This is a genomic window from Pseudomonas sp. HP_01 (assembly GCF_055284355.1).
On sequence record NZ_JBTOPV010000026.1, the window covers coordinates 34,702 to 59,210 of the forward strand.

The following is a 24,509-nucleotide window of genomic DNA, read 5'->3' on the forward strand; positions in this document are numbered from 1 at the left end:
GGCGGCAATCGCTGAGTGGTACAAAAAACGGCGCCCCAAGGAGCGCCGTTTTTTATGGGGTTGGATTTATGACCCTGGCCACCAGGGTGTGTTAAAGGGGACTGTGTTAAAGGGGACTGATTTATTTACTGTGTTAAAGGGGACTGATTTATTTACAACGCCTCACCGTAAATTAATCTGTCCCCTTCTTCTGAAAATCAAATAAATCAGACCCCTTTTAATATTCAGTTGCAGCACTGGCTTCAGCCGGGAAGAGGCCGGTGTGGGCACCCCAATATTTGTGGTGTGAATGACAGGATCAATACTCCGACAAATCCGCCAGCGGGTGTCGGCCTTCCCAGGCTTTTTCGAAATGCGCGTCCACCACCGCCAGAGGAATGCTTGAAATGTCCTGCCAGTGCCAGTGGGGCTTTTGATCCTTGTCGATCAGCCGTGCACGCACGCCCTCGGCGAATTCGGGATGTCGGCAGCAGTTAAGGGCCATGGTGTATTCCACCTGAAACACCTCAGCCAACGACAGATGCCGCGCCCGTTCGATCTGCTCCCACACCAGATGCGCCGTCATCGGGCAGCCCTCAGTCAGGGTTTTCGCCGCCTTGGCCAACAACAGGTCATCTGCATTCAAGTGATGCTTCAACGCCTGCCAGGCGCTTGGCGCGTCAGCCACATCCAGCAGTTCATCAAGGGCCTCGCGACGAGGCAGCCATTGCGCGGCAGGCATCTGATCCACCGCTTCCAGCTGCAGCGCTCTGAACAGGCTGGTCAGTTGCACTTTCGTCTGTTCCTGCCAATTGAGTTGCAGCAGCCGGTCGATCATTTCCTCCTGCTGGTCATCCAGCAGAAAACGGTCGGCGAGCCCGAGATCCAGCGCGTCACGGCCGTTGATGTGCGCGCCGGTCAATCCAAGAAACAAACCCAGCTTGCCCGGCAGCCGCGACAGGAACCAGCTGGCGCCGACGTCAGGAAACAGGCCGATGCTGATCTCCGGCATCGCCAGCCGGCTGCCTGGCGTGACGACGCGGATGTTCGCCCCTTGCAGCAAGCCCATGCCGCCGCCCAGCACATAGCCGTGGCCCCAGCAGATCAGCGGTTTGGGATAGGTGTGCAGCGTGTAATCCAGTCGATACTCCGCCGCGAAAAACTGCGCAGCCAGCGGCGGAACGGCGCCAGGCTGACCGCTCCCTGCCTCGACCAGCGCACGCACGTCGCCACCGGCGCAGAAGGCTTTTTCGCCATTGCCGCGCAGCAACACGCAGACGACTTGCGGGTCGCTGGCCCAGTCGTTCAGCCGGTCCTGCAACGCCAGAATCATCGGCAGCGACAGGGCGTTGAGGGATTTTTCCGCATCCAGCGTGGCGATGCCCAGGCGGGCGCCGTCCGTGGTGGTGAGTTCTTCAAATTGCAGATTCATCGTGACCTCTTGTCAGTGGTACGGGGATCTATCGAGAGTTGTGAGTCCCCTCGACGCCCGGAAGTTGCAAACCGGCGACTGTGAACGAGTTTAGGAAAGCGCACCGTGCGCTGCGCTGGAAATAATCAGCCACAGTCCCTAAAGTTGCGCATTGTTTCTGCCGGATCACACCATGACAAACGACGACCGCATCAAACTGGAGCCCAGCTGGAAGCAGGCCCTGCGCGACGAGTTCGAAAAACCTTACATGGGCGAGCTGCGCGAATTTCTGCGTCAGGAGCATGCGGCGGGCAAGGAAATCTATCCGCCGGGGCCGCTGATCTTCAATGCCCTCAACTCGACGCCGCTGGATAACGTGAAAGTGGTCATCCTCGGTCAGGACCCTTACCACGGCCCCAATCAGGCCCACGGCCTGTGCTTCTCGGTGCAGCCCGGCGTGCCGGCGCCGCCTTCGCTGGTCAACATCTACAAAGAGCTCAAACGTGACCTGAACATCGACATTCCCAACCACGGCTATCTGCAATCGTGGGCCGAGCAGGGCGTGCTGATGCTCAACACCACGCTCACCGTCGAGCGCGCCAACGCCGCGTCCCATGCCGGCAAAGGCTGGCAGCATTTCACCGACAAGATCATTGAAACCGTCAGCGCCCAGCAGCCCCATTTGGTGTTCCTGCTGTGGGGCGCCCATGCCCAGAGCAAGAAGAAGCTCATCGATGCATCCAAACACCTGATCCTGACCGCCGTGCACCCGTCGCCGTTGTCGGCGTACAAAGGGTTTCTCGGCTGCGGGCATTTTGGTCTGGCGAACAAGTTTCTGGAGCAGAACGACCTGGCGCCGATCGAGTGGCGATTGCCAGCCAGCGTCTGACGCAAATGCTTCGTCCGCCGCGAATTTTCTAGGAGCGCGCCCAATATCTGCGCCGGCCGCAGATCCCCATGTAGGAGCGTGGCTTGTCCCGCGATCGGCCGGGAACCGGTCGTGGAATGGGTGCATGGGGTGGATCAGGGAAGAAATCGATGGCTGTTGTGCTGCCGCTGCGCGCCAGATCGCGGGACAAGCCACGCTCCTACAATTTTTTGCCTGCGCAGGCCTTGCGATCCCAATACCGAAACAACGGCTCGGCCAGAAACAACACAAACAACAGCCTCATCACTTGCATCGCCGTGACCAGCGGCACCGACAGTTGCAGCACCTCCGCCGTCAGGCTCATTTCCGCGATCCCGCCGGGCATCATCCCCAGTGTCAACGAGCGCAAGTCCAGATGGGTCAACGCGCTCAGCCCCAGTGCGCACAACGCCGCGATGCTCATGGTCAGCGCTGTCCCCAGCAACGTGCGACCAATGAACGACGGTGCACGACGAAAGAACGCGCGGTTGAAGTGGCAGCCCAGACCGCTGCCGATCAGCCACTGCCCCAACTGACTGCCACCCTGTGGCAGGCCGATGTGCAAATCAAAACTGACGCTGATCACCGCGCTGATCAGCAACGGCCCGAACAACCACGGATTGGGCTGTTTCAACCGCTGCCAGCCCCAGGCCACCAGCGCGCCCAGCGGAAACAGCAGCATCAGCCACCGCCAATCCACCACCGTCGCATGGGAAGGCGGGCCGCCGTCGCCCATCAAATACTTGAAGATCGCCGGCACGCACAGCACCACCGCGAGCACCCGCAGGCTCTGCCCGGCGGCGACGTTGCTGAGAATCGCGCCGTTGCGTGCGCCGAGGTTGACCATCTCGCCCGAGCCGCCGGGCATGCTGGAGAAGAACGCCGTGGCGCGGTCCTCGCCGGTGCGCAGCATCAGCCACACGCCGACGACGCTGGAGACACTGGTCACCAGTGCGCCGATGAAGATCAGGCCAAAGTGGGAAAGGACTTGTTCGATGACGACGGGGGTGAAGTGCAGGCCGATACCGATGCCGACCACCCATTGGCCGCATTTGCGGCCGCCGGGGATTTCAGCCAGCTGCCAGGGGGTCAGGCAGCGGACCAGGATGATCGCCAGTAACGAGCCGACCATCCAGGGCAGTGGCCAGCCGACCTGGCTGGCGAGAAATCCCCCCAGCAGGCCAACCAGCGGTGTTCCCCACCACGTACTGAAGGGTCGGTCAGACATCGGCCAGCGCGCGACGCTGCCTGGAGCGCTTGCGCCAGATGCGGATCAGCGGGAACACCAGCATGAACGCGGTCACCACCCACATGCCCAACGTAATCGGGCTCGACCACAGAATTTCCAGGCCGCCGTTGGAAATCGACAACGCGCGACGCAGGTTCTGCTCCATCAGCCCGCCGAGGATGAACCCCAGCAAAATCGGCGACAGCGGGAAGTCCAGCTTGCGCAGGATATAGCCAAAGATACCGATGCCGACCATCAGGAACAGGTCGAAGGTGGTGGCATGCACCGCGTAGACGCCGATCCCGGTGATGATCGCGATCACCGGCACCAGAGCCCAGTTCGGCACCGCCAGAATGCGGGTGAAGATGCGGATCATCGGAATGTTGAGGATCACTAGCATGATGTTGGCGACGAACAACGACGCGATCAGGCCCCAGACGATGTCCGGTTGCTGTTGAAACAGCAGTGGCCCGGGCGTGATGTTGTACAGCGACAGGGCGCCGATCATCACTGCCGTGGTGCCCGAACCCGGAACGCCCAGCGTCAGCATCGGCACCAGCGCGCCGCAAGCCGTGGCGCCAATGGCGGTTTCCGGCGCAGCCAGACCACGCATGTCGCCTTGTCCGAATTTGCCGCTCGCGCCGGCGATACGTTTCTCGGACATGTAGGTCACGGCGCTTGCCAGCGTCGCACCTGCACCGGGCAGCACGCCCATGATGAAGCCCATCAGACCGCAACGGATGTTCACCCAGAACACCGAACTGGCCTCCTTGAAGTTAAACATCATGCGCCCGGTGGCTTTCACCGCTTCCTGGCCGCGATGGGTTTTCTCCAGCAACAACAGGATTTCGCTGATCGAGAACAGGCCCAGCACCAATACGACGAACTGAATGCCGTCCGCCAGATGGATGTTGTCGCCGGTGAATCGGTACACGCCACTGTTGGCGTCAATACCGATGCTCGACAGAAAAAGCCCGATCAGCGCCGCCACAAACGTCTTCAGCGGTCGATCACCGGCCATGCCGCCCAGGCAGACAATGGCGAATACCATCAGCACGAAGTATTCCGCTGGCCCGAAGGCAATTGCCCATTTCGCCAGCAGCGGCGCGAACATGACCATGCCGCAGGTGGCGATGAGCGCGCCGATGAACGAACTCCACGCCGACAGCGACAACGCCACACCGGCCATGCCTTGGCGTGCCATCGGGTAGCCATCCAGCGCGGTCATGACGGTCGATGCTTCACCGGGGATGTTCAGCAGGATCGAGCTGATGCGGCCGCCGTACTCGCAGCCCAGGTACACCGCCGCCAGCAGAATCAATGCTGACTCCGGCGGCAGGCCAAGGGCGAAGGCAATCGGGATCAGCAGCGCCACGCCGTTGATCGGTCCCAGGCCCGGCAGCAGGCCGACGACGGTGCCGATCAGCGTGCCGGAAAGGGCGGTAATCAGGTTGTAAGGGGTCAGCGCGACGCCGAAGCCCTGGCCAAGATAGCCGAGAGTGTCCATATCAGTTCTCCAGAACGTCGAGCAGGCCGAGGGGCAGGGGCACATCCATCACTTTGTCGAACAGCACGTATAACGCAATGCTCATGAAGGTGATGATCACGACGCTTGGCAGCCAGCGGCCACCGTACAGGCGCGCCATGGGGATGCCGATCAGAATGCTGCTCAGCACGAAGCCCAGCGGCTCGAACAACCCGGCGAATACCAGCAACAGCAGGGTGCAGATGCCGATTTTGATCAGCGTCGGACGGTCCAGCGCCGGTTCTTCCTCGGAATGCACGATCGGTGTCGGACGGATCGCCATGTACAGCAGCGAGATGCCCATCAGCGCCAGCATCAGCAGCGGGAAGGCGCGGGGGCCAACGGGTTCGTAGGAAAACGGCGCCTGATAAGGCCATGCCATCATGGCGAGGCCGATACAGACCAGCAGCAGCACGACGGCGAAAATGCGTTGTATAACCATGGAAAGCTCCCGGATCACGCCACCGCGCAGGCGGCGCAATCCTTAGTCAATCGAGTACGCTTCGACGGGTTCAGTCACTGAATCAGGCCGAATTCCTTGGCCAGCGTTTTGTACTCGGCGACGCGGGTTTTCACGTACTTGTCCAGCTCTTCACCGGTCATGGCGAACGGGAACAGCTCACGCTGATCGCGCAGCTTGGCGAAGTCTTCCGAGGCCAGCAGCTTGTCGAATGCCGCTTTCCACCAGTTGTATTCCTCGTCCGACACCTTTGGCCCCAGATAGAAGCCGCGCACCACCGGCCAGACGATGTCGTAGCCCTGTTCCTTGGCGGTCGGAATGTTCTTCATTTCCGGCTCGTCCAGACGCTCTTCAGAGAACACTGCCAGCAGGCGCATGTCGCCGCTGAGAATGTGCGGCATGGAGTCGGAAATGTCGGTGGAGCCCACTTGGATGTGACCGCCGAGCAGGGCAGTGGCGATTTCACCGCCGCCTTCGAGAGCGACGTAACGCAGTTCGCGCGGGTTGATACCGGCCGCTTTGGCGATGAGTGCGGTCTGCATCCAGTCCTGGCTGCCCACGGTGCCGCCGGAGCCGATGACGACTTTGCCAGGGTCGGCTTTCAGCGCTTTAACCAGATCGTCGAGGTTCTTGTAAGGCGAGTCAGCCTTGACTGCGATCGCGCCGTAGCTGGTGCCGACGGCGGCCAGCCACCGCACGGCGTTTTCATCGTAACGGCCGAATTTGCCCTGTGCCAGGTTCAGCAGCGAGCCGCTGGACCAGGCCACCAGCGTGCCGGCGTCGGCAGGGCGCTGGGCTACCACCGCGTTGTACGCCACGGCGCCGACGCCGCCTGGCATGTAGGTGACGCGCATTGGTTTGGAGAGGATTTTCTCGTTGATCAGCGCGCTCTGCGCCAGTTTGCACGTCAGGTCGAAGCCACCGCCGGGGGAAGCCGGCGCGATGCATTCAGGACGATTGGGCTCGGCGGCCCACAATTGGGTGGCCATCAGCATGCAGCTGGCGGCAACGCTGATATGGCGCAACGATAGGTTCATGGTCCGTCTCCAGAGGAGTTGTTGTTTTAATGGGGGCAGGCGGTCGTACGTTTGTCAGGCAGTCGTCCCACACCCTTGAGAAGGAGTGGGCCGACAAGATGCGGACGTGACAAAACACCGCGCAACAGGGCTGCGAGGTGAACAGTAAACACAACGGGATTCAGGCGGCACGAGGGCCGAGGATTGCAGTGAGGGCATCACTGATGACTCCGATATTGTTTTTATTGTTGAAAACGCATCAAGGCGTTTTTCGTCACGACCCTGGCATCAGCAGCGTCACGCGGGACGCAATCGTGACAAGTCGTAACGGGATCCTAATCAGCGAAGCTTTCGTGAACCTTTCAACTACCTTTCAGGAAGCTTTCAACTGATCCGCCTCAAGGGCAGGAGGTGGCTGTTCCCGCGCGCCGGACCTTCACAGACGACGGCGCCCCTGTAAACTCCGCTCATAAAATGCTCACTGGGGAGAAGTCGATGCGTGTCCTGCTCGTCGAAGATCATCTGCAACTGGCTGAAAGTGTCGCGCTGGCCCTCAAGAGCAGCGGCATGACCGTTGACGTTCTGCACGACGGCGTTGCAGCTGATCTGGCCCTGAGCAGCGAAGAATATGCTGTGGTAGTCCTGGATGTCGGCTTGCCGCGCATGGACGGCTTCGAAGTGCTGGCGCGTCTGCGGGCGCGGGGCAAAAACACGCCAGTGCTGGTGCTGACCGCCCGCAGCGACGTCAAGGACAGGGTCCACGGCCTCAACCTCGGCGCCGACGACTATCTGGCCAAACCCTTCGAACTGTCCGAGCTGGAAGCGCGGGTCAAGGCGCTGCTGCGCCGCAGCGTACTCGGCGGCGAACGTCAGCAACGCTGTGGCGAACTGGTCTACGACCTCGACACGCGCCGCTTCACCCTCGGTGAAGAGCTCCTTACGCTGACGTCCCGGGAGCAAGCGGTGCTTGAATCACTAATCGCCCGCCCCGGCAGGGTGATGAGCAAGGAGCAGCTGGCGGCGCAGGTGTTTGGGCTGGACGAAGAGGCCAGCGCCGACGCCATCGAAATCTACGTGCACCGTCTGCGCAAGAAACTCGATGGCCACCCGATTGCGATTGTCACCTTTCGAGGGCTGGGCTATTTGTTGGAAAGCCGGGATGCTTAATCCGTTTCCTTCAGCGGAAAACAGCCTGCGCTGGCGCTTGCTGTGGAACTTGGGCTTGCTGCTGGTGGTGCTGATGTTCGCCAGCGGCATGAGCGCCTACTGGAACGGACGCGAAGCGGCAGACACCGCTTACGATCGCACTTTGCTGGCCTCGGCACGGACCATCGCCGCCGGGTTGTCGGAACGCGACGGCACCCTCAGCGCGGACGTGCCCTACGTGGCCCTGGACACCTTCGCCTACGACAGCGCGGGCCGTATCTACTATCAGGTCAACGACATCAACCAGAAGCTCATTTCGGGCTACGAAAACATCCCCGCGCCGCCGCCGGGCACGCCGCGCACCGACGCTTACCCGGCCCTCGCCAAGTTTTACAGTGGCCGTTATCAGGGCCAGGACGTGCGGGTGGTCAGCCTGCTCAAGGCCGTGAGCGAGCCAAACATGAACGGCATGGCCGAGATTCGCGTCGCCGAAACCGAAGAAGCGCGGGTGGATATGGCCCAGGCGCTGATGGCTGATACGCTGTTGCGGCTGGGCATGCTTGGCAGCGGCGCGTTGTTGCTGGTCTGGTTCACGGTCAGCGCCGCGTTGCGACCACTGGACCGGCTGCGCACGGCGGTGGAAGAACGCCAGCCTGACGATCTGCGCTCATTGCCGTTGGTCGAAGTGCAGCACGAGTTGCGCCCGCTGGTCAGCTCACTCAATCACTTCACCGAGCGGCTGCGCATGCAGTTCGAACGCCAGGCGCAATTCATCGCCGACGCCGCCCATGAATTGCGCACGCCGCTGGCCGCATTGAAGGCGCGACTGGAGCTTGGGTTGCGTGATCAGGAGCCTGCGGCATGGCGCAACACTTTGGAAAGCGCCGCCTCCGGTACCGACAAACTGACCCACCTGGCCAACCAGTTGCTGTCGCTGGCGCGCATCGAAAACGGCGCGCGGGCCATTGCGGAGGGCGGCGCGCAATTGCTCGACCTCAGCCAACTGGCGCGCGAGCTGGGCATGGCCATGGCGCCGCTGGCCCACGCCCGGGGTGTGGCGTTGGCTCTGGAAGCCGACGAGCCGGTGTGGATGCGCGGCGAACCCACATTACTCAACGAGCTACTGAGCAATCTGGTGGACAACGCCCTGGCTCACACCCCGGCGGGCGGCAACGTGATCTTGCGTGTTCACGCGCCGTGCGTGCTCGAAGTCGAGGACGACGGCCCCGGCATCCCGGCCCACGAACGCGAACGGGTGTTCGAGCGATTCTACCGGCGCAATCAGCAGAGCAAGGGCTCCGGCCTGGGGCTGGCGATTGTGGGAGAAATCTGCAGGGCACATCTGGCGCGCATCACCTTGCATGACGGCGCTCAGCGGGGCTTGAAAGTAAGGGTGAGTTTTATGGTGCCGGAGTCGGGGCTGGTGGGACTAGTTTGACCGGTTAGGCGAAGGCAATCAGTACAACAGCGTCATCGCCTGGTTCATCTCATTGATCAGCCCGCCGTCGGCCATGTTCAAACCCAACTGCGCCACGGCCGGCACTGACTGAAAATGCAGGTTCGGGTAAGGCGTGCCGTTCATCTCATGAATATGAATCGTCGCGACCTGCACCAGATCCACATAATCGGCCTGATTCGAGACACGGCTGAAATTCTGGAACTGCCGAGGCACGCTCGCCAGGTTTTCCGGGAAATCCCATGAACGCAGCAGCCGCTCGCCGATGATCGGATGGATGCGTTCGATCACGTGATTGAGGCTGATCGGGTCGGAGAGCAATTCGTAATTGTCCTCGGCGTACGTCAGGATCGGCAGCACGCCGATCAGGTGGATCAGCCCGGCGAGGGTGGCCTTGTCAGCCTTGAGGCGCGCACTGCGGTAACTGAGCACGTTGCTGACCCCGGCCACCTGCATGCTGAGTTTCCAGATGTCGCGCATTTTGGTTTCGATGACGTCGGACTTGGCGTGAAACATTTGCTCCACTACCAGCCCGATGGCCAGGTTACAGCTGTAATTCACGCCAAGACGCCGAACCGCCGTCAGCACGTCGCTGACTTCAAAGTTTGGCCGCAGCAAAGGGCTGTTGACGACTTTGATCAGCCGGGCGGACAACGCGGTGTCACTGCCGATGACCTTGCTCAGCGCCGCAATGGAGATTTCCGAATCTTCCGCCGCCAGGCGGATTTTCAGTGCAACTTCGGGGAGAGTTGGCAGAAACAGAGCATCCTTGTCGATCGCCTTGATCAGATCCCTCTGCACTTCGTCAGCCATGCTACTCATATTGGATCTCTGGACATTGCATTCCGGCCAACGGCCGTCCACTCGGTGGTACGGCGCTGGAAACTACGCTGACGTCTTGCACATGCTTCAACCGGGTTCAACGCTGTGTTTCGAGCTTCGCGTCGAGGGTGTATGGCAAATCGTTTAATTGCAGGGCTTCGCCATCTGCCGCACCAAGGTGGATCCGGCCGTCTTCCGCCGCATCCGCCTGCAAGACCGCCAGCACCTCGATCCCGACATCAGACCGGGCCGCGATCACAACGTTGCCTACCGCACTTGAATGAACTGGCGAAAACAGTGCAGCGCCCGCTTCGGGCAGTTCGGTGCCTCCCATGGTGAGGCGATACAGCCGGCGTTTCAGCTTGCCGAGGTACTGCATACGCGCCACGATTTCCTGGCCGGTGTAGCAACCTTTCTTGAAACTCACACCGCCCACGGCTTGCAGGTTGATCATCTGCGGAATGAACTCTTCGCGGGTCTGCCCGAACACCTGGCCGATGCCGGCGCGGATCTGCCCCAGAAGCCAGTCGTTCAGCGGCGCTTCTGGCACGTGGGCGATCAGCCGGCTGCGCACATCCTCGGACTGCTCGGCACGCACCCACAATTCGGCGCGGGCAGGTGAGACGCGGACGGCGATGAGGTCATTGGCGCGGACGACCGAGTCGGTTTCCTGTGCGAGGTCGAGGCCGAGACTGACGAGCGCGCCGTCACCGTCCTGCAAACCGAATCGTACCCAGGACGCGCTTTCGTCGGTCAGTTTGGATTTGGAGAAGACTGCGTATTTCTTCAGGTCCAGCAATTGCGCTTCGATCAGCTCGCTGGCCATTGCCAGCAGCATGCCGTCACCTTCATGCAGGATGCGAAAGCTGGACTGCATGCGGCCTTTTTGCGTGCAGCGGGCACCGAGGGTGGCCCGGGCTTCGCCGAGGTAATCAATGTTGCAAGTCAGTTGGCCTTGCAGGAATTTGCCGGCATCCACGCCGCGAACGGCGAGCACACCTTCGTGGGACAGGGGGCAGAAAAAAGCTGTAACGGCCATGAGTCATCGCAGGGGTAGAAGTCTGGGGGACCATCATAGTGCCGCGTGCCGCTAATGGGTATACGCAAAAAGCCGAGACCAACTCCAGGTACGCCCCGGGACGATGCGCCTGTATACTCGCCGGCAAATTCGAGGAGCACTCCATGGTCGAAGATGTTGAACTCAATCGCCTCTTTTGGCACAGCCGTCGCGGCATGCTCGAGCTGGACGTATTGCTGGTGCCGTTCGTCAAAGAAGTCTACCCGACGCTCAACCAGGTCGATCGCGACCTCTACGTGCGCTTGCTGACCTGTGAAGATCAGGACATGTTCGGCTGGTTCATGCAGCGCGCGGAATCCGAAGATCCGGAGCTGCAGCGCATGGTTCGGATGATCCTGGACCGTGTCCAGCCGAAGTGATCGTTTTGAATGCCGTTGGCGGCCCTCCCGTGCGCTGCTGACGGCATACCTCGTGGCGCAAGTTCTTGCGCTGGCGTCGACAGTCCTCCTTTCAATTCCCCTGTGGGCAAAGGCCATCGTCCTTTTGCTGTGCGCCTTGCACGCATCACGCAGTCTTCGGATGTGCATTCTGCTCGATCGGCCGCAGTCTCCTGCCGGGCTGAGGCGGGACAGCAGCGGCTGGGCGTTGTGGAGCGAAGAGGGCGGCTGGCAGCCGGTGCAGCTACGCCCGGACAGCCTGGCGCTGCCGCACATGGTTGTGCTGCGTTTCAGGGCGGTGACGGGCCATTGGCTGAGCCGCTGGTGGGTGCGAAGCCTGTGCATCCCGGCAGACGCCATGGCGCCGGATAGCCACCGACGCCTGCGTTTGCGCCTGAAATTCAGCCGGCAAAGGTGGGCGGCACCAGAATAGTGTCCAGCGCTTCGGGCAGCATATCCGGGTAATCCAGCGTGTAGTGAAGCCCGCGGCTTTCTTTGCGCGCCATCGCCGAAGCAATCATCAGCTCTGCCACCTGGGCCAGGTTGCGTAACTCGATCAGATCCCGGCTGACCTTGTAGTTACTGTAGAACTCGTCGATCTCGTCCAGCAACAGCCGCACCCGATGCCGGGCGCGCTGCAGTCGCTTGTTGGTGCGCACGATGCCCACGTAGTCCCACATGAACCGACGCAGCTCATCCCAGTTGTGGGCGATGATCACGTCCTCGTCGGAATCGGTTACCTGAGTCGCATCCCATGCCGGCAGGTTCTGCGGCTGCGGGACGTGATCGAGCTGGGTAACGATGTCTGCCGCGGCGGAGCGGGCGTACACAAAGCATTCCAGCAGCGAGTTGCTGGCCATGCGGTTGGCGCCGTGCAGGCCGGTGAAGCTGGTCTCGCCGATTGCGTACAGCCCGGGCACATCGGTGCGGCCCTGTTGGTCAACCAGGACACCGCCACAGGTGTAGTGCGCCGCCGGAACCACGGGGATCGGCTGACGCGTGATGTCGATGCCGAACGTGAGGCAGCGCTCGTACACCGTCGGGAAGTGGCTCTTGATGAACTCTTCGGACTGGTGGCTGATGTCCAGAAACACGCAGTCGGCGCCCAGGCGTTTCATCTCGTGGTCAATGGCGCGGGCAACGATGTCGCGTGGCGCCAGCTCGGCCCGTGGGTCAAAACGCTGCATGAAGCGCTCGCCATTGGGCAGCTTCAGGTGAGCGCCTTCGCCGCGCAGGGCTTCGGTAATCAGAAAGCTCTTGGCTTGCGGGTGATAGAGGCAGGTAGGGTGGAACTGGTTGAACTCAAGATTGCCCACGCGGCAGCCCGAACGCCAGGCCATCGCGATGCCGTCGCCGCAAGCGCCGTCGGGGTTGCTGGTGTACAGGTAGACCTTCGCCGCGCCGCCGGACGCCAGAATGGTGAAGCGCGCGCTGTGGGTGTCGACCTCTCCCGTCGAACGATCCAGCACGTAAGCGCCCAGGCAGCGCTGCCCATCGAGCCCCAGCCGGGGCTCGGTGATGAGATCGACCGCCACGCGCTGTTCCAGTAATTCGATATTGGGGCGTGCGCTGGCCTGCGCCAGCAAGGTGCGGAAGATTGCAGCACCGGTGGCGTCGGCGGCGTGAATGATCCGGCGGTGGCTGTGCCCCCCTTCGCGGGTGAGGTGAAACTCGAAACCGCCGTCCACGACGGTCGACGGGTCATCCCGGGTAAAGGGCACGCCAAGGTCGATCAGCCACTGAATGGCCTCGCGGCTGTGCTCGACGGTAAACCGGACTGCGTCCTCATTGCACAGGCCGCCGCCCGCGTTGAGGGTGTCTTCCACGTGGGACTGTATGGTGTCGGTGTCATCCAGCACCGCCGCGACACCGCCCTGGGCCCAGAACGTCGAACCGTTCGCCAGATCACCTTTGCTGAGGACCGCCACGCGCAAATGCCCGGGCAATGTCAGTGCAAGACTCAAACCGGCTGCGCCGGACCCTATTACCAATACGTCGTGCTGGAAATGCTGACTCATCTCAGGTACCGGCGTCTAAATGGCCACTAGTATAAGCAAGTGCGGAACGGCACAATGTCCGCGCTTTATGGCGACGGTGAATCACAGTGGGAGCGGAGTGTGCGCCAACCCGCAATGTCCCGCACCCCGTTTGATGGACGCGATCTTTCCTACAGCTTCATATGGATTGAGTCCTACAACTGACGGGGCATGTGTCTTACGTCCAATAATGAACGGCGGGAACTTTTCACGAACCTGTACGTTCAATAGTGGGTTGCCCATAAAGGAACAGCGTCGACGTTGTGCATTGGCAGTTTTCAGCCGGTACGAACGCTTTTGACGACAAGATTATTTACGCAGCCGACCTGGTTCGAGCGGCGTTTTCTGTGCGGGCAGCAGACGCCCGCCGGAAACTTGCTTGAAGGGGGGAGAACTTTTGCTTAAAGCCCGAGTCTATGTTTGCAAGCCTGCGAAAGAGCCGATGCGATGCTCCTTTAAGCTTTATGAGGAGTGTTCATGCTAACCCAGGAAGAAGATCAGCAGCTGGTTGAGCGTGTACAACGCGGCGACAAGCGAGCATTTGATCTGCTAGTGGTGAAATATCAGCACAAGATTCTTGGGTTGATCGTGAGATTCGTTCACGACACCCACGAAGCCCAGGATGTTGCGCAAGAGGCGTTTATCAAAGCCTACCGCGCGCTTGGTAACTTCCGCGGTGACAGTGCGTTTTATACGTGGCTGTACCGTATCGCCATCAACACGGCGAAGAACTATCTGGTGTCGCGAGGTCGGCGGCCGCCGGATAGCGATGTCAGATCGGAAGACGCGGAGTTCTATGATGGCGATCACGGCCTCAAGGACATCGAGTCGCCAGAACGGGCATTGCTGCGGGATGAGATCGAGGGAACTGTCCATCGAACCATTCAGCTACTGCCAGAAGATTTGCGTACAGCTTTAACTTTGCGTGAGTTCGACGGTCTGAGTTACGAAGACATTGCCAGTGTCATGCAATGTCCGGTTGGTACCGTGCGCTCTCGCATTTTTCGCGCTCGGGAAGCCATCGACAAAGCCTTGCAACCTCTGTTGCAGGAAACCTGAGACAGCGGCGATAGCCACAAGAGAGGAACCGCCATGAGTCGTGAAGCCCTGCAGGAATCGCTGTCCGCGGTGATGGATAACGAAGCGGACGAACTGGAACTGCGTCGCGTGCTTAGCGCCATTGAAGATGCTGATACACGCGCCACCTGGTCCCGTTATCAGATTGCCCGTGCAGCGATGCATAAAGAACTATTGATGCCTCATCTGGATATTTCGGCTGCCGTTGCTGCCGGGATCGCCGATGAAGTCAGCCCGGTCAAGGCCGGCCGTGGCCCTTGGCGCACAATGGGTCGTCTGGCGGTAGCCGCCTCGGTGACTGTGGCCGTTCTGGCTGGCGTGCGTTTGTACAATCAGGACGAAATTGCAGGGGCGCAACTGGCTCAGCAATCTCAGCCGGCCACCGTTGCAATGCCGCAGGCGAAAGGCCCGGCAGTGTTGGCAGGCTACACCGAGGGCGAGCAGTCCCCGGGTCCGATGGCGAGCGGTGTGCTGCAGAACCAGGCTGGCTGGCATGACCAGCGTCTGCCAGGTTACCTTCGTCAGCATGCACAGCAAGCTGCAATGAAAGGCGCTGAAGGCGCTCTGCCATATGCTCGTGCTGCAAGCCTGGAAAACCGTTAAGGAGGATCATGCGCGCCATCCCTCTATTGCCGATTCTGCTTGGTGGATGGCTGGTCCTTCCAGCTCATGCCGATGATGCGCAAGACAATCTGAAGCGTCTTGCGCAGGCAGAGCAGCAACAAAGCTATACCGGCACATTCGTCTACGAGCGTAACGGTAGCTTCTCTACCCACCGAATCTGGCAGCGCGTTACCGACGGCAAGGTTCGGGAGCATCTTCTTCAACTGGATGGCTCTCCTCAGGAAGTACTGCGCGTTGATGGGGTTACCCAGTGCGTCAGCGGTACCCTCGAGGAGGGCGTGTCCAGCGTCCCCGATTCTCCGGCGCGAGCCTTCGATGCCGCCAGGTTGTCATCCTGGTATGACATCAAGTCGGCAGGTACGTCACGTGTGGCCGGACGCCTGGCCAATGTCGTGACACTCACGCCTCGTGATCAGCACCGTTACGGCATCGAACTTCACCTCGACAATGAAACCGGCTTGCCGCTGAAGTCTTTGTTGCTCAGCGACAAGGGCCAGTTGCTCGAGCGTTTTCAGTTCACTGATCTCAATACCTCGCAGCCTCTGACCGATCAGATGCTGTCGCCAGGTGCCGACTGCAAGCCGGTCGAAGTGGTCAAGTCCAAGGTTGATGCGCCCAGGCAGAAGGTTGCATGGCGCTCTGACTGGCTGCCTCCTGGTTTTGATCTGAGCAGTGCTGCCGCCCGCAAGGACCCGGATTCCAAGAGCCTGGTGACGAGCCTGATGTATGACGATGGTCTCGCCCGTTTCTCGGTGTTCGTCGAGCCAGTCACCGGCGCAGCTGTCACGGACATTCGTACCCAATTGGGCCCGACCGTTGCTGTCTCCCGCCGCGTAACAACGCAGAAGGGTGATGCAATGGTAACCGTGGTCGGCGAGATCCCGATCGGTACGGCCGAGCGCATCGCGTTGTCGATGCGAGATGACGCTGCGTCCACGAGCAAAAACTGATTCTGCACGCCGGTGATGGTCACCATGAAAAAGGTTTCATTTGGCCGTTTCACGTTCACAAGCCTGTAAATATGGGCTTCACTGGTACTGCTGAAATGTTTAGTGCGCTTTGTCGGTTGCAATCGGATGTGTTTTTTTCTATAGGTCACAGCTTCGCAGCTGTGGCCTTTGTTGTTTCAGGGTCCAGGAAACTGGAGCAGATACAGGCGTCGCTGGAAACCGCGACGCACAGATGCTTCGCGAGCCTGCGGGCTCGTACCGCTTAACCATGCTCGTTGTAAACGGGAGCCATATGTCGATACCACGTTTGAAACCTTACCTGGCCTGGATGGCCGCTGTGCTGATGCTTGGACAGGTCGTCACTGCTCAGGCCGAAGCCTTGCCGGACTTCACCTCTCTGGTGGAGCAGGCTTCCCCTGCAGTCGTCAACATCAGCACGCGTCAGAAGTTGCCGGATCGCTCGGTTGCCCAGGGTCAGATGCCTGACATGGAAGGCCTGCCGCCGATGCTTCGCGAATTCCTCGAGCGCAGCACGCCGCCAGGATCCCGTGCGCCGGGAGGCGGCAAGGGCGATCGTCAGCGTGAGGCTCAGTCATTGGGCTCGGGCTTCATCATTTCCGCTGACGGCTTCATCCTGACCAACAATCACGTGATCGATGGCGCTGACGAGATTCTCGTGCGTCTTTCAGATCGCAGCGAGATGAAGGCCAAGCTGATCGGCACGGATCCACGTACCGACGTCGCGGTGCTGAAGATCGATGGCAAGGATCTTCCTACCGTCAAGCTGGGTAACTCCGACAAACTGAAGGTCGGTGAGTGGGTGCTGGCGATCGGCTCGCCGTTCGGCTTCGATCACTCGGTGACCAAAGGCATCGTCAGTGCCAAGGGCCGCAGTCTGCCGAATGACACGTACGTGCCGTTCATTCAGACCGACGTGGCGATCAACCCGGGTAACTCGGGTGGGCCGCTGTTCAACATGGCGGGCGAAGTGGTGGGGATCAACTCGCAGATATTCACCCGTTCCGGTGGTTTCATGGGCCTGTCGTTCGCGATCCCCATCGACGTGGCGATGGACGTTGCCAACCAGCTCAAGGCCAGCGGCAAGGTCAATCGTGGCTGGCTGGGTGTCGTGATTCAGGAAGTGAACAAAGACCTGGCCGAGTCCTTCGGTCTGGACAAGCCGGCCGGTGCGCTGGTGGCTCAAGTACTCGAAGACGGACCGGCCGCCAAAGGTGGTCTGCAGGTCGGCGACGTGATCCTGAGCGCCAATGGCACGCCGATCGTGATGTCCGCAGATTTGCCACACCTGATCGGTAATCTGAAGGATGGCAGCAAGGCCGAGCTCGAAGTGATTCGTGACGGCAAGCGTCAGAAGCTCACCGTGACCGTGGGTGCATTGCCGGCCGAAGGCGAAGAGATGGGCGCGGCCGACACCGGAGTCGAGCGCAGCAGCAACCGCCTGGGCGTGTCGGTGGTCGATCTGACCGCTGAGCAGATGAAGTCGCTGGACCTGAAGGGCGGCGTCGTTATCAAGGAAGTTCAGGAGGGTCCTGCTTCCCTGATCGGTTTGCAGGCGGGTGATGTCATCACTCACTTGAATAACCAGGCCATCACGTCGTCCAAGCAGTTCACTGAAGTAGCCAAGGGCCTGCCGAAGAACCGCTCTGTCTCCATGCGCGTTCTGCGTCAGGGCCGTGCGACGTTCATCACGTTCAAACTGGCGGAATAACCCGTCGGGAACAGCAAAAAGGAGCGGTCAGACCGCTCCTTTTTTTGTGCCCTGGCGCTGCATGGCGGGCATGGCCTGTGCGTGAACGTGACGCCTGATCGTTCCTTCAGGTACAATTCCCGGCTATTTTTGGCGGGCAGTCTGCCTGCGACCTTTTTCGAGTGTTGATCCGTGAGTGATTTGAGTCATATCCGCAATTTCTCCATCATCGCCCACATTGACCATGGCAAGTCGACGCTGGCTGACCGGTTCATCCAGATGTGCGGCGGCCTGACCGAGCGCGAGATGGAAGCTCAGGTGCTGGATTCCATGGACCTGGAGCGTGAGCGCGGGATTACGATCAAAGCCCACAGCGTCACGCTTTATTACAAGGCGAAGGACGGGATCACCTACCAGCTCAACTTCATTGATACCCCCGGGCACGTTGACTTCACCTACGAAGTCAGCCGCTCGCTGGCAGCGTGTGAAGGTGCGTTGCTGGTGGTGGATGCCGGCCAGGGCGTTGAAGCCCAATCCGTCGCCAACTGCTACACCGCTATCGAACAGGGCCTGGAAGTCATGCCGGTCCTGAACAAGATCGACCTGCCCCAGGCCGATCCGGACCGGGTCAAGGAAGAGATCGAAAAGATCATCGGCATCGATGCCACCGACGCCGTGGCCTGTAGCGCCAAGACCGGCCTGGGCGTCGACGAAGTGCTCGAGCGTCTGGTCCACACCATCCCCGCGCCGACCGGCAACATCGAAGATCCGCTGCAAGCGCTGATCATCGATTCGTGGTTCGACAACTATCTGGGCGTTGTTTCCCTGGTGCGTGTGCGTCACGGCCGCGTCAAGAAAGGCGACAAGATTCTGGTCAAGTCGACCGGCAAGATGCACCTGGTCGACAGCGTGGGCGTGTTCAACCCCAAGCACAGCGCCACCGCTGATCTGAAAGCCGGTGAAGTGGGCTTCATCATCGCCGGCATCAAGGACATTCATGGTGCGCCCGTGGGCGACACCCTGACCCTGAGCACCACGCCGGACGTCCCGGTGCTGCCCGGCTTCAAGCGTATCCAGCCGCAGGTCTACGCCGGTCTGTTCCCGGTCAGCTCCGATGACTTCGAGGACTTCCGCGACGCCCTGCAGAAGCTGACGCTGAATGACTCATCCCTGCAATATCTGCCGGAAAGCTCCGACGCGCTGGGCTTCGGCTTCCGCTGCGGCTTCCTCGGCATGCTGCACATGGAGATCATCCAGGAGCGCCTCGAGCGCGAGTACGACCTGGACCTGATCACCACTGCGCCGACGGTAATCTTCGAGCTGCTGCTGAAGACCGGTGAAACCATTTACGTCGACAACCCGTCGAAATTGCCAGACCTGTCCACCATCGAGGACATGCGCGAACCGATCGTGCGGGCAAATATCCTTGTGCCTCAAGAGCACCTGGGCAACGTCATTACGCTGTGTATCGAGAAGCGTGGCATCCAGCACGATATGCTGTTCCTCGGTTCGCAGGTGCAAGTGACCTACGATTTGCCGATGAACGAAGTGGTTCTGGATTTCTTCGACCGTCTGAAGTCGACCAGCCGTGGTTATGCCTCGCTGGACTACCACTTCGATCGTTATCAGTCGGCCAATCTGGTTCGCCTGGACGTGATGATCAACGGCGACAAGGTCGACGCTCTGGCGCTGATCGTGCACCGTGACAACGCCGCCTACAAAGGCCGCGCGTTGACTGAAAAGATGAAAGAACTGATTCCTCGTCAGATGTTCGACGTGGCAATCCAGGCCGCCATTGGCGGCCAGATTATCGCGCGTACAACCGTCAAGGCGCTCAGAAAGAACGTACTGGCCAAATGTTACGGTGGCGACGTCAGCCGTAAGCGCAAGCTGCTCGAGAAGCAGAAGGCCGGTAAGAAACGCATGAAGCAGGTCGGCAACGTGGAAATTCCACAAGAAGCCTTCCTTGCAGTGCTCAGGTTGGAATAGTCAGGCCCTATGTCACTAAATTTCCCGCTGTTGCTGGTCGTCGCCGTGTTTGTCTGCGGTTTGCTGGCCCTGTTCGATCTGATCATATTGGCGCCGCGTCGCCGCAACGCGATAGCGAACTATCAGGGCAGCGTGAGCCAGCCTGATGTCGCGGTCGTGGAGCGGTTGAACAAGGAGCCGTTTCTTGTCGAATACGGCAAATCGTTCTTTCCGGTGCTGTTCATCGTTCTGGTCCTGCGCTCGTTTCTGGTTGAGCCGTTTCAGATCCCGTCGGGCTCGATGAAGCCAACGCTGGACGTGGGCGATTTCATTCTGGTCAACAAGTTCTCGTACGGCATCCGCCTGCCGGTGATCGACCTCAAGGTCATCCCGGTCGGCGACCCGCAGCGTGGCGACGTGATGGTGTTCCGCTACCCAAGCGACCCCAACGTCAACTACATCAAACGCGTCGTCGGCCTGCCAGGGGATGTGATTCGCTACACCAACGACAAGCAGTTGTTCATCAATGGTCAGTTGGTGGCCAAGCAGTTGATCGGTTCGGAGCCGGGCACGCTGGGCAGCGCAGAGCTCTACAACGAGAAGCTGGGCGAGGTGGAACACCAGATCCGTCAGGAAATGAGCCGCTACCGCGCGCCGCCTGATCATGAATGGACCGTTCCGGCCGCGCATTACTTCATGATGGGCGACAACCGCGACAACTCGAACGACAGCCGTTACTGGGATGACCCCAATATTCCCAAGGACGAGCTGGGCATGGTCCCCGACAAAAACATCGTCGGCAAAGCCTTTGCAGTCTGGATGAGCTGGCCTGAGCCCAAACTCAGCCACTTTCCGAACTTCTCGCGAGTCGGTCTGATCAAGTAATCGATGCGGCGCTGCCACTGGCAGCGCCGTATGTCATTCAGGGCCATGTTGCGTGGCCGATCTCGCAGGTGACAGGGAAGGGCTACTCTTGAAAGCAATCATGACGTCTGCCGGTCCGCAAAAAGGCCTCTCGTTCATCGGCTGGCTGGTGCTGCTGGCGGTTCTTGCTTTCGTCGGAAGCGCTGCCGCCAAGATCGTGCCGCACTACATGGACTACCTGTCGATGAAGAAAATCATCGAAAGTGCCGGCACTGATCGCACGGCAGACATCACCAACGCCGGTGACCTTTACGCCTACGTGGCCAAAGGCATGCAGGTTAATAACATTCGGGATTTGGATTTGAACAAGGCGTTAACTGTGACGACGGAGAACAACAGGTTCCTCGCCCATTTGAACTACGAAAAACGTGAGTCACTGATCCAGAACATCGATCTGGTGGTCAAGTTCGACCACGAATTCAGCGTGGGTAAACCGTGAGCGTTTCATTGAGTCGCCTTGAGCGTCAGCTCGGCTATACCTTCAAGGATCAGGAACTGATGATCCTGGCCCTGACCCACCGCAGCTTTGCCGGACGCAACAACGAGCGTCTGGAGTTCCTCGGTGATGCCATTCTCAACTTCGTCGCTGGCGAGGCCCTGTTCGAGCGTTTCCCGCAGGCGCGTGAAGGTCAGTTGTCCCGTCTGCGCGCCCGTCTGGTGAAAGGCGAGACCCTTGCCCTTCTGGCCCGCGGTTTCGATCTGGGCGAGTACCTGCGCCTGGGCTCGGGCGAGCTGAAGAGCGGCGGCTTTCGCCGTGAGTCGATTCTGGCTGACGCGCTGGAAGCCCTGATCGGCGCGATCTACCTCGATGCCGGGATGGACATGGCAAGGGATCGCGTGCTCGCCTGGCTCGCCAGCGAGTTCGAGACCCTGACGCTGGTCGATACCAACAAAGACCCGAAAACACGGCTGCAGGAATTCCTTCAGTCACGCGCCTGTGAACTGCCGCGCTATGAAGTGGTGGATATCCAGGGCGAGCCGCATTGCCGAATCTTCTTCGTCGAATGCGAGATCTCTTTATTGAATGAAAAAAGCCGGGGACAAGGCGTCAGCCGTCGCATTGCCGAACAGGTAGCAGCGGCCGCAGCCCTTATCGCCCTGGGTGTGGAGAATGGCAATGACTGATTCACCTGCAACACGCTGTGGCTATGTTGCCATCGTTGGCCGGCCAAACGTGGGCAAGTCGACGCTGCTGAACCACATCCTCGGCCAGAAACTGGCGATCACCTCGCGCAAGCCGCAGACCACGCGGCACAACATGCTCGGCATCAAGACCGAGGGCGCCGTGCAGGCGGTCTATGTCGATACGCCCGGCATGCACAAGAACAGCGACAAAGCGCTTAACCGCTACATGAACAAGACCGCCTCGGCAGCGTTGAAAGACGTCGACGTGGTGATTTTCGTGGTCGACCGCACCAAGTGGACCGAAGAGGACCAGATGGTCCTCGAGCGCGTCCAGTACGTGACCGGCCCGCTGATCGTGGCGTTGAACAAGACCGACCGTATCGAAGACAAGGGCGCGCTGATGCCGCATTTGTCCTGGCTGCAGGAGCAACTGCCGAACGCCCAGATCATCCCGATCTCGGCGCAGCAGGGCCACAACCTGGAAGCGCTGGAAAAGGTCATCGCCGACCATCTGCCGGAGAATGAGCACTTCTTCCCGGAAGATCAGATCACCGACCGCAGCAGCCGCTTTCTCGCGGCAGAGCTGGTGCGTGAGAAGATCATGCGTCAGCTTGGTGCCGAGTTGCCGTATCAGATCACCGTCGAGATCGAGCAATTCAAGCAACAGGGCAAGACACTGCATATCCATGCGCTGATTCTGGTCGAGCGTGACGGGCAGAAGAAAATCATCATTGGCGACAAGGGCGAGCGCATCAAGCGCATCGGCTCGGACGCGCGCCGCGACATGGAAGTGCTGTTCGATTCCAAGGTCATGCTGAATCTGTGGGTCAAGGTCAAAGGCGGCTGGTCCGATGACGAGCGTGCGTTGCGTTCGCTGGGTTACGGCGACTTGTAATCTGAGCCGTCTGGTCGTACCGAACACTTGTGGGAGCGAGCTTGCTCGCGAAGAGGATGTGACATTCAGCATTTGATGTTGGGTGGGATCGCCTGTTCGCAGGCAACCTCACTCCCACAGTCGTTTCAGATTGCCCGTTCCGCCGCGTTCTTTCATCGAGATAGTCATGTCACAGACCCCTCCCGTCGGTCAGCGCGCCTATGTACTGCACAGCCGTGCGTACCGCGAAAACAGCGCGTTGGTCGATTTCATCACGCCGCAGGGTCGCTTGCGTGCGGTGTTGCGCAGCGCTCGGGGTAAGGCGGGGACGATGGCGCGGCCGTTCGTGCCGCTGGAAGTCGAGTTTCGCGGGCGGGGCGAGTTGAAGAACGTGGGGCGGATGGAAGGCGCAGGGATCGCCGCATGGCTGGAAGGCGAGGCGCTGTTCAGCGGTCTTTATCTCAACGAACTGCTGATTCGCCTGTTGCCCGCCGAAGACCCGCACCCTGGGGTCTTCGAACATTACGCCGCGACGCTCGTTGCATTGGCCGAAGGACGCGCGCTGGAGCCATTGCTGCGCTCGTTCGAGTGGCGGCTGCTGGACGATCTCGGTTACGGCTTTGCGCTGGACGCAGACGTCAACGGCGATCCACTGGCCAGCGACGGCATGTACCGGCTTCAGGTGGACGCAGGCCTTGAGCGGGTTTATCTGTTTCAGCCGGGCTTGTTTCAAGGTGCCGAATTGCAGGCGATGTCTGAAGCGGACTGGACTTCGCCGGGCGCACTGTCGGCGGCCAAGCGTCTGATGCGCCAGGCGCTTGCCGTGCATCTGGGCGGGCGCCCGCTGGTCAGCCGTGAATTGTTTCGCAAACTCTAGCGTCCTGCGGCGCAAACCTAGAAAATCCTTCCTCGCTTGCGCAATCAGCCGCTACTGGCTGGCACCGCTTCAGTTATCAGGAGAACCCCGTGACCCATAGCACCCGCATTCTGCTCGGCGTGAACATCGACCACGTTGCTACCCTGCGGCAGGCCCGAGGGACGCGCTATCCCGATCCGGTCAAGGCAGCGCTGGATGCCGAGGAAGCTGGTGCCGACGGCATCACCGTGCATTTGCGTGAGGACCGCCGGCACATTCAGGAACGCGATGTGTTGCTGCTGAAAGACGTGCTGCAAACGCGCATGAATTTCGAGATGGGCGTCACCGAAGCGATGATGGCATTCGCCGAGCGCATCCGGCCTGCGCACATTTGCCTGGTGCCGGAAACCCGGCAGGAACTGACCACCGAGGGCGGGCTGGATGTGGCCGGTCAGGAAGCGCGCATCAAGGCGGCGGTCGAGCGGTTGTCGGCCATCGGCAGCGAAGTGTCGTTGTTCATCGACGCCGATGAGCGTCAGATTGCGGCGTCGGCCCGGGTCGGCGCGCCGGCCATCGAACTGCATACGGGCCGTTATGCCGATGCCGAAACCCCGGCGGAAGTGGCCGAAGAGCTCAAGCGTATTGCCGATGGCGTCGCTTTTGGGCTGGCCCAGGGCCTGATCGTCAACGCCGGCCATGGCTTGCACTATCACAACGTTGAAGCCGTCGCCGCGATCAAGGGCATCAACGAATTGAACATCGGCCACGCGCTGGTGGCCCACGCTCTGTTTGTCGGTTTCAAGTCGGCGGTATCAGAGATGAAGGCGTTGATTCTGGCGGCAGCAGCGAAGGCTTGACGCGATACGTGTAGGAGCGGGGGGGGGGGGGGCGGGGGGGGGGGGGGGGGGGTGGGGGTGGTGTGGGAGTGCGTTCAAGAGGGGGCGCGGGCCCGGCCGGCCGGC

The 24,509-nt window shown here is 60.5% G+C and carries 24 protein-coding genes; 16 read left to right on the forward strand and 8 right to left on the reverse strand.

Annotated elements, in window-relative coordinates; genetic code table 11:
- Positions 1–298 precede the first annotated feature (298 nt).
- On the reverse strand, positions 299–1,411 hold the full coding sequence (locus ACYAR8_RS15650; RefSeq protein WP_463580374.1) for an enoyl-CoA hydratase/isomerase family protein: 1,113 nt from the start codon (positions 1,409–1,411) through the stop codon (positions 299–301).
- A 172-nt stretch (positions 1,412–1,583) separates the two neighbouring features.
- Between ACYAR8_RS15650 and ung the strand changes: the two genes are divergently transcribed.
- Entirely contained in the window at positions 1,584–2,279 is a 696-nt protein-coding gene (gene ung / locus ACYAR8_RS15655; protein WP_463580375.1) for a uracil-DNA glycosylase, read from the forward strand.
- A 199-nt stretch (positions 2,280–2,478) separates the two neighbouring features.
- Here the strand turns inward: ung and ACYAR8_RS15660 are convergent, their stop codons facing one another.
- The 4 genes from ACYAR8_RS15660 to ACYAR8_RS15675 all read right to left on the reverse strand — a co-directional run bounded on the left by ACYAR8_RS15660 (position 2,479) and on the right by ACYAR8_RS15675 (position 6,547).
- Positions 2,479–3,525 carry an AbrB family transcriptional regulator gene (locus ACYAR8_RS15660; protein WP_463580376.1) on the reverse strand — a complete coding sequence of 349 codons (1,047 nt, stop codon included), beginning with the start codon at positions 3,523–3,525 and terminating at the stop codon, positions 2,479–2,481.
- Entirely contained in the window at positions 3,518–5,032 is a 1,515-nt protein-coding gene (locus tag ACYAR8_RS15665) for a tripartite tricarboxylate transporter permease (RefSeq protein WP_331104751.1), read from the reverse strand. Before ACYAR8_RS15665 ends, ACYAR8_RS15660 begins: the two co-directional genes overlap by 8 nt.
- A 1-nt stretch (position 5,033) precedes the next feature.
- Entirely contained in the window at positions 5,034–5,492 is a 459-nt protein-coding gene (locus ACYAR8_RS15670) for a tripartite tricarboxylate transporter TctB family protein (protein ID WP_108122261.1), read from the reverse strand.
- Between the two features lie 74 nt (positions 5,493–5,566).
- The gene (locus ACYAR8_RS15675; RefSeq protein ID WP_074888811.1) at positions 5,567–6,547 is read right to left on the reverse strand and encodes a Bug family tripartite tricarboxylate transporter substrate binding protein; all 981 of its coding nucleotides are present in this window, start codon (positions 6,545–6,547) and stop codon (positions 5,567–5,569) included.
- Positions 6,548–7,021: 474 nt separating this feature from the next.
- Between ACYAR8_RS15675 and ACYAR8_RS15680 the strand changes: the two genes are divergently transcribed.
- Both ACYAR8_RS15680 and ACYAR8_RS15685 read left to right on the forward strand, forming a co-directional pair.
- Positions 7,022–7,693 (forward strand): response regulator, encoded by a 672-nt coding sequence (locus tag ACYAR8_RS15680; protein WP_074888816.1) that lies wholly within the window; start codon positions 7,022–7,024, stop codon positions 7,691–7,693.
- Positions 7,686–9,110: a sensor histidine kinase gene (locus ACYAR8_RS15685; RefSeq protein WP_463580377.1), complete on the forward strand. Its 1,425-nt coding sequence runs from the start codon at positions 7,686–7,688 to the stop codon at positions 9,108–9,110. The genes ACYAR8_RS15680 and ACYAR8_RS15685 overlap by 8 nt, the downstream gene beginning before the upstream one ends.
- An 18-nt stretch (positions 9,111–9,128) precedes the next feature.
- Here the strand turns inward: ACYAR8_RS15685 and ACYAR8_RS15690 are convergent, their stop codons facing one another.
- Together ACYAR8_RS15690 and ygfZ are read right to left on the reverse strand one after the other, a co-directional pair.
- Positions 9,129–9,950, reverse strand: coding sequence for an HDOD domain-containing protein (locus ACYAR8_RS15690; protein ID WP_074888823.1), 822 nt, complete (start codon positions 9,948–9,950; stop codon positions 9,129–9,131).
- A gap of 97 nt (positions 9,951–10,047) precedes the next feature.
- The gene (gene ygfZ / locus ACYAR8_RS15695) at positions 10,048–10,989 is read right to left on the reverse strand and encodes a CAF17-like 4Fe-4S cluster assembly/insertion protein YgfZ (RefSeq protein WP_463580378.1); all 942 of its coding nucleotides are present in this window, start codon (positions 10,987–10,989) and stop codon (positions 10,048–10,050) included.
- 143 nt (positions 10,990–11,132) lie between these two features.
- Between ygfZ and ACYAR8_RS15700 the strand changes: the two genes are divergently transcribed.
- Both ACYAR8_RS15700 and ACYAR8_RS15705 read left to right on the forward strand, forming a co-directional pair.
- A complete protein-coding gene (locus ACYAR8_RS15700) occupies positions 11,133–11,387 on the forward strand; it encodes an FAD assembly factor SdhE (protein ID WP_065992433.1) in 255 nt (84 codons plus the stop codon).
- Positions 11,371–11,838 (forward strand): protein YgfX, encoded by a 468-nt coding sequence (locus tag ACYAR8_RS15705; protein WP_463580379.1) that lies wholly within the window; start codon positions 11,371–11,373, stop codon positions 11,836–11,838. The genes ACYAR8_RS15700 and ACYAR8_RS15705 overlap by 17 nt, the downstream gene beginning before the upstream one ends.
- Here the strand turns inward: ACYAR8_RS15705 and nadB are convergent.
- Positions 11,807–13,423, reverse strand: a complete 1,617-nt coding sequence (nadB, locus tag ACYAR8_RS15710; RefSeq protein ID WP_463580380.1) for an L-aspartate oxidase — start codon at positions 13,421–13,423, stop codon at positions 11,807–11,809. The two genes, ACYAR8_RS15705 and nadB, sit on opposite strands and share 32 nt — an antisense overlap.
- Before the next feature lie 495 nt (positions 13,424–13,918).
- On the opposite strand from nadB, the gene rpoE reads away from it, so the two are divergent.
- The 11 genes from rpoE (at position 13,919) to pdxJ (ending at position 24,404) form a co-directional block, all read left to right on the forward strand.
- Positions 13,919–14,500 carry an RNA polymerase sigma factor RpoE gene (rpoE, locus tag ACYAR8_RS15715; RefSeq protein WP_037014368.1) on the forward strand — a complete coding sequence of 194 codons (582 nt, stop codon included), beginning with the start codon at positions 13,919–13,921 and terminating at the stop codon, positions 14,498–14,500.
- Positions 14,501–14,533: 33 nt separating this feature from the next.
- A complete protein-coding gene (locus ACYAR8_RS15720; RefSeq protein ID WP_463580381.1) occupies positions 14,534–15,121 on the forward strand; it encodes a sigma-E factor negative regulatory protein in 588 nt (195 codons plus the stop codon).
- An 8-nt stretch (positions 15,122–15,129) separates the two neighbouring features.
- A complete protein-coding gene (locus ACYAR8_RS15725) occupies positions 15,130–16,092 on the forward strand; it encodes a MucB/RseB C-terminal domain-containing protein (protein WP_463580382.1) in 963 nt (320 codons plus the stop codon).
- A 292-nt stretch (positions 16,093–16,384) separates the two neighbouring features.
- Complete coding sequence (locus tag ACYAR8_RS15730; RefSeq protein ID WP_074888842.1) at positions 16,385–17,821, forward strand: DegQ family serine endoprotease; 1,437 nt, start codon at positions 16,385–16,387, stop codon at positions 17,819–17,821.
- Between the two features lie 171 nt (positions 17,822–17,992).
- Complete coding sequence (gene lepA / locus ACYAR8_RS15735; RefSeq protein ID WP_074888844.1) at positions 17,993–19,789, forward strand: translation elongation factor 4; 1,797 nt, start codon at positions 17,993–17,995, stop codon at positions 19,787–19,789.
- A 9-nt stretch (positions 19,790–19,798) separates the two neighbouring features.
- Entirely contained in the window at positions 19,799–20,653 is an 855-nt protein-coding gene (gene lepB / locus ACYAR8_RS15740) for a signal peptidase I (protein ID WP_074888847.1), read from the forward strand.
- Between the two features lie 100 nt (positions 20,654–20,753).
- Positions 20,754–21,131, forward strand: coding sequence for a DUF4845 domain-containing protein (locus ACYAR8_RS15745; protein WP_074888850.1), 378 nt, complete (start codon positions 20,754–20,756; stop codon positions 21,129–21,131).
- The gene (gene rnc / locus ACYAR8_RS15750; protein ID WP_074888853.1) at positions 21,128–21,817 is read left to right on the forward strand and encodes a ribonuclease III; all 690 of its coding nucleotides are present in this window, start codon (positions 21,128–21,130) and stop codon (positions 21,815–21,817) included. The genes ACYAR8_RS15745 and rnc overlap by 4 nt, the downstream gene beginning before the upstream one ends.
- Positions 21,810–22,712, forward strand: coding sequence for a GTPase Era (era, locus tag ACYAR8_RS15755; RefSeq protein ID WP_108122248.1), 903 nt, complete (start codon positions 21,810–21,812; stop codon positions 22,710–22,712). The genes rnc and era overlap by 8 nt, the downstream gene beginning before the upstream one ends.
- 166 nt (positions 22,713–22,878) lie before the next feature.
- Positions 22,879–23,568 (forward strand): DNA repair protein RecO, encoded by a 690-nt coding sequence (gene recO, locus ACYAR8_RS15760; protein WP_463580383.1) that lies wholly within the window; start codon positions 22,879–22,881, stop codon positions 23,566–23,568.
- 89 nt (positions 23,569–23,657) lie between these two features.
- Complete coding sequence (pdxJ, locus tag ACYAR8_RS15765; protein WP_108122243.1) at positions 23,658–24,404, forward strand: pyridoxine 5'-phosphate synthase; 747 nt, start codon at positions 23,658–23,660, stop codon at positions 24,402–24,404.
- Positions 24,405–24,509: the final 105 nt, after the last annotated feature.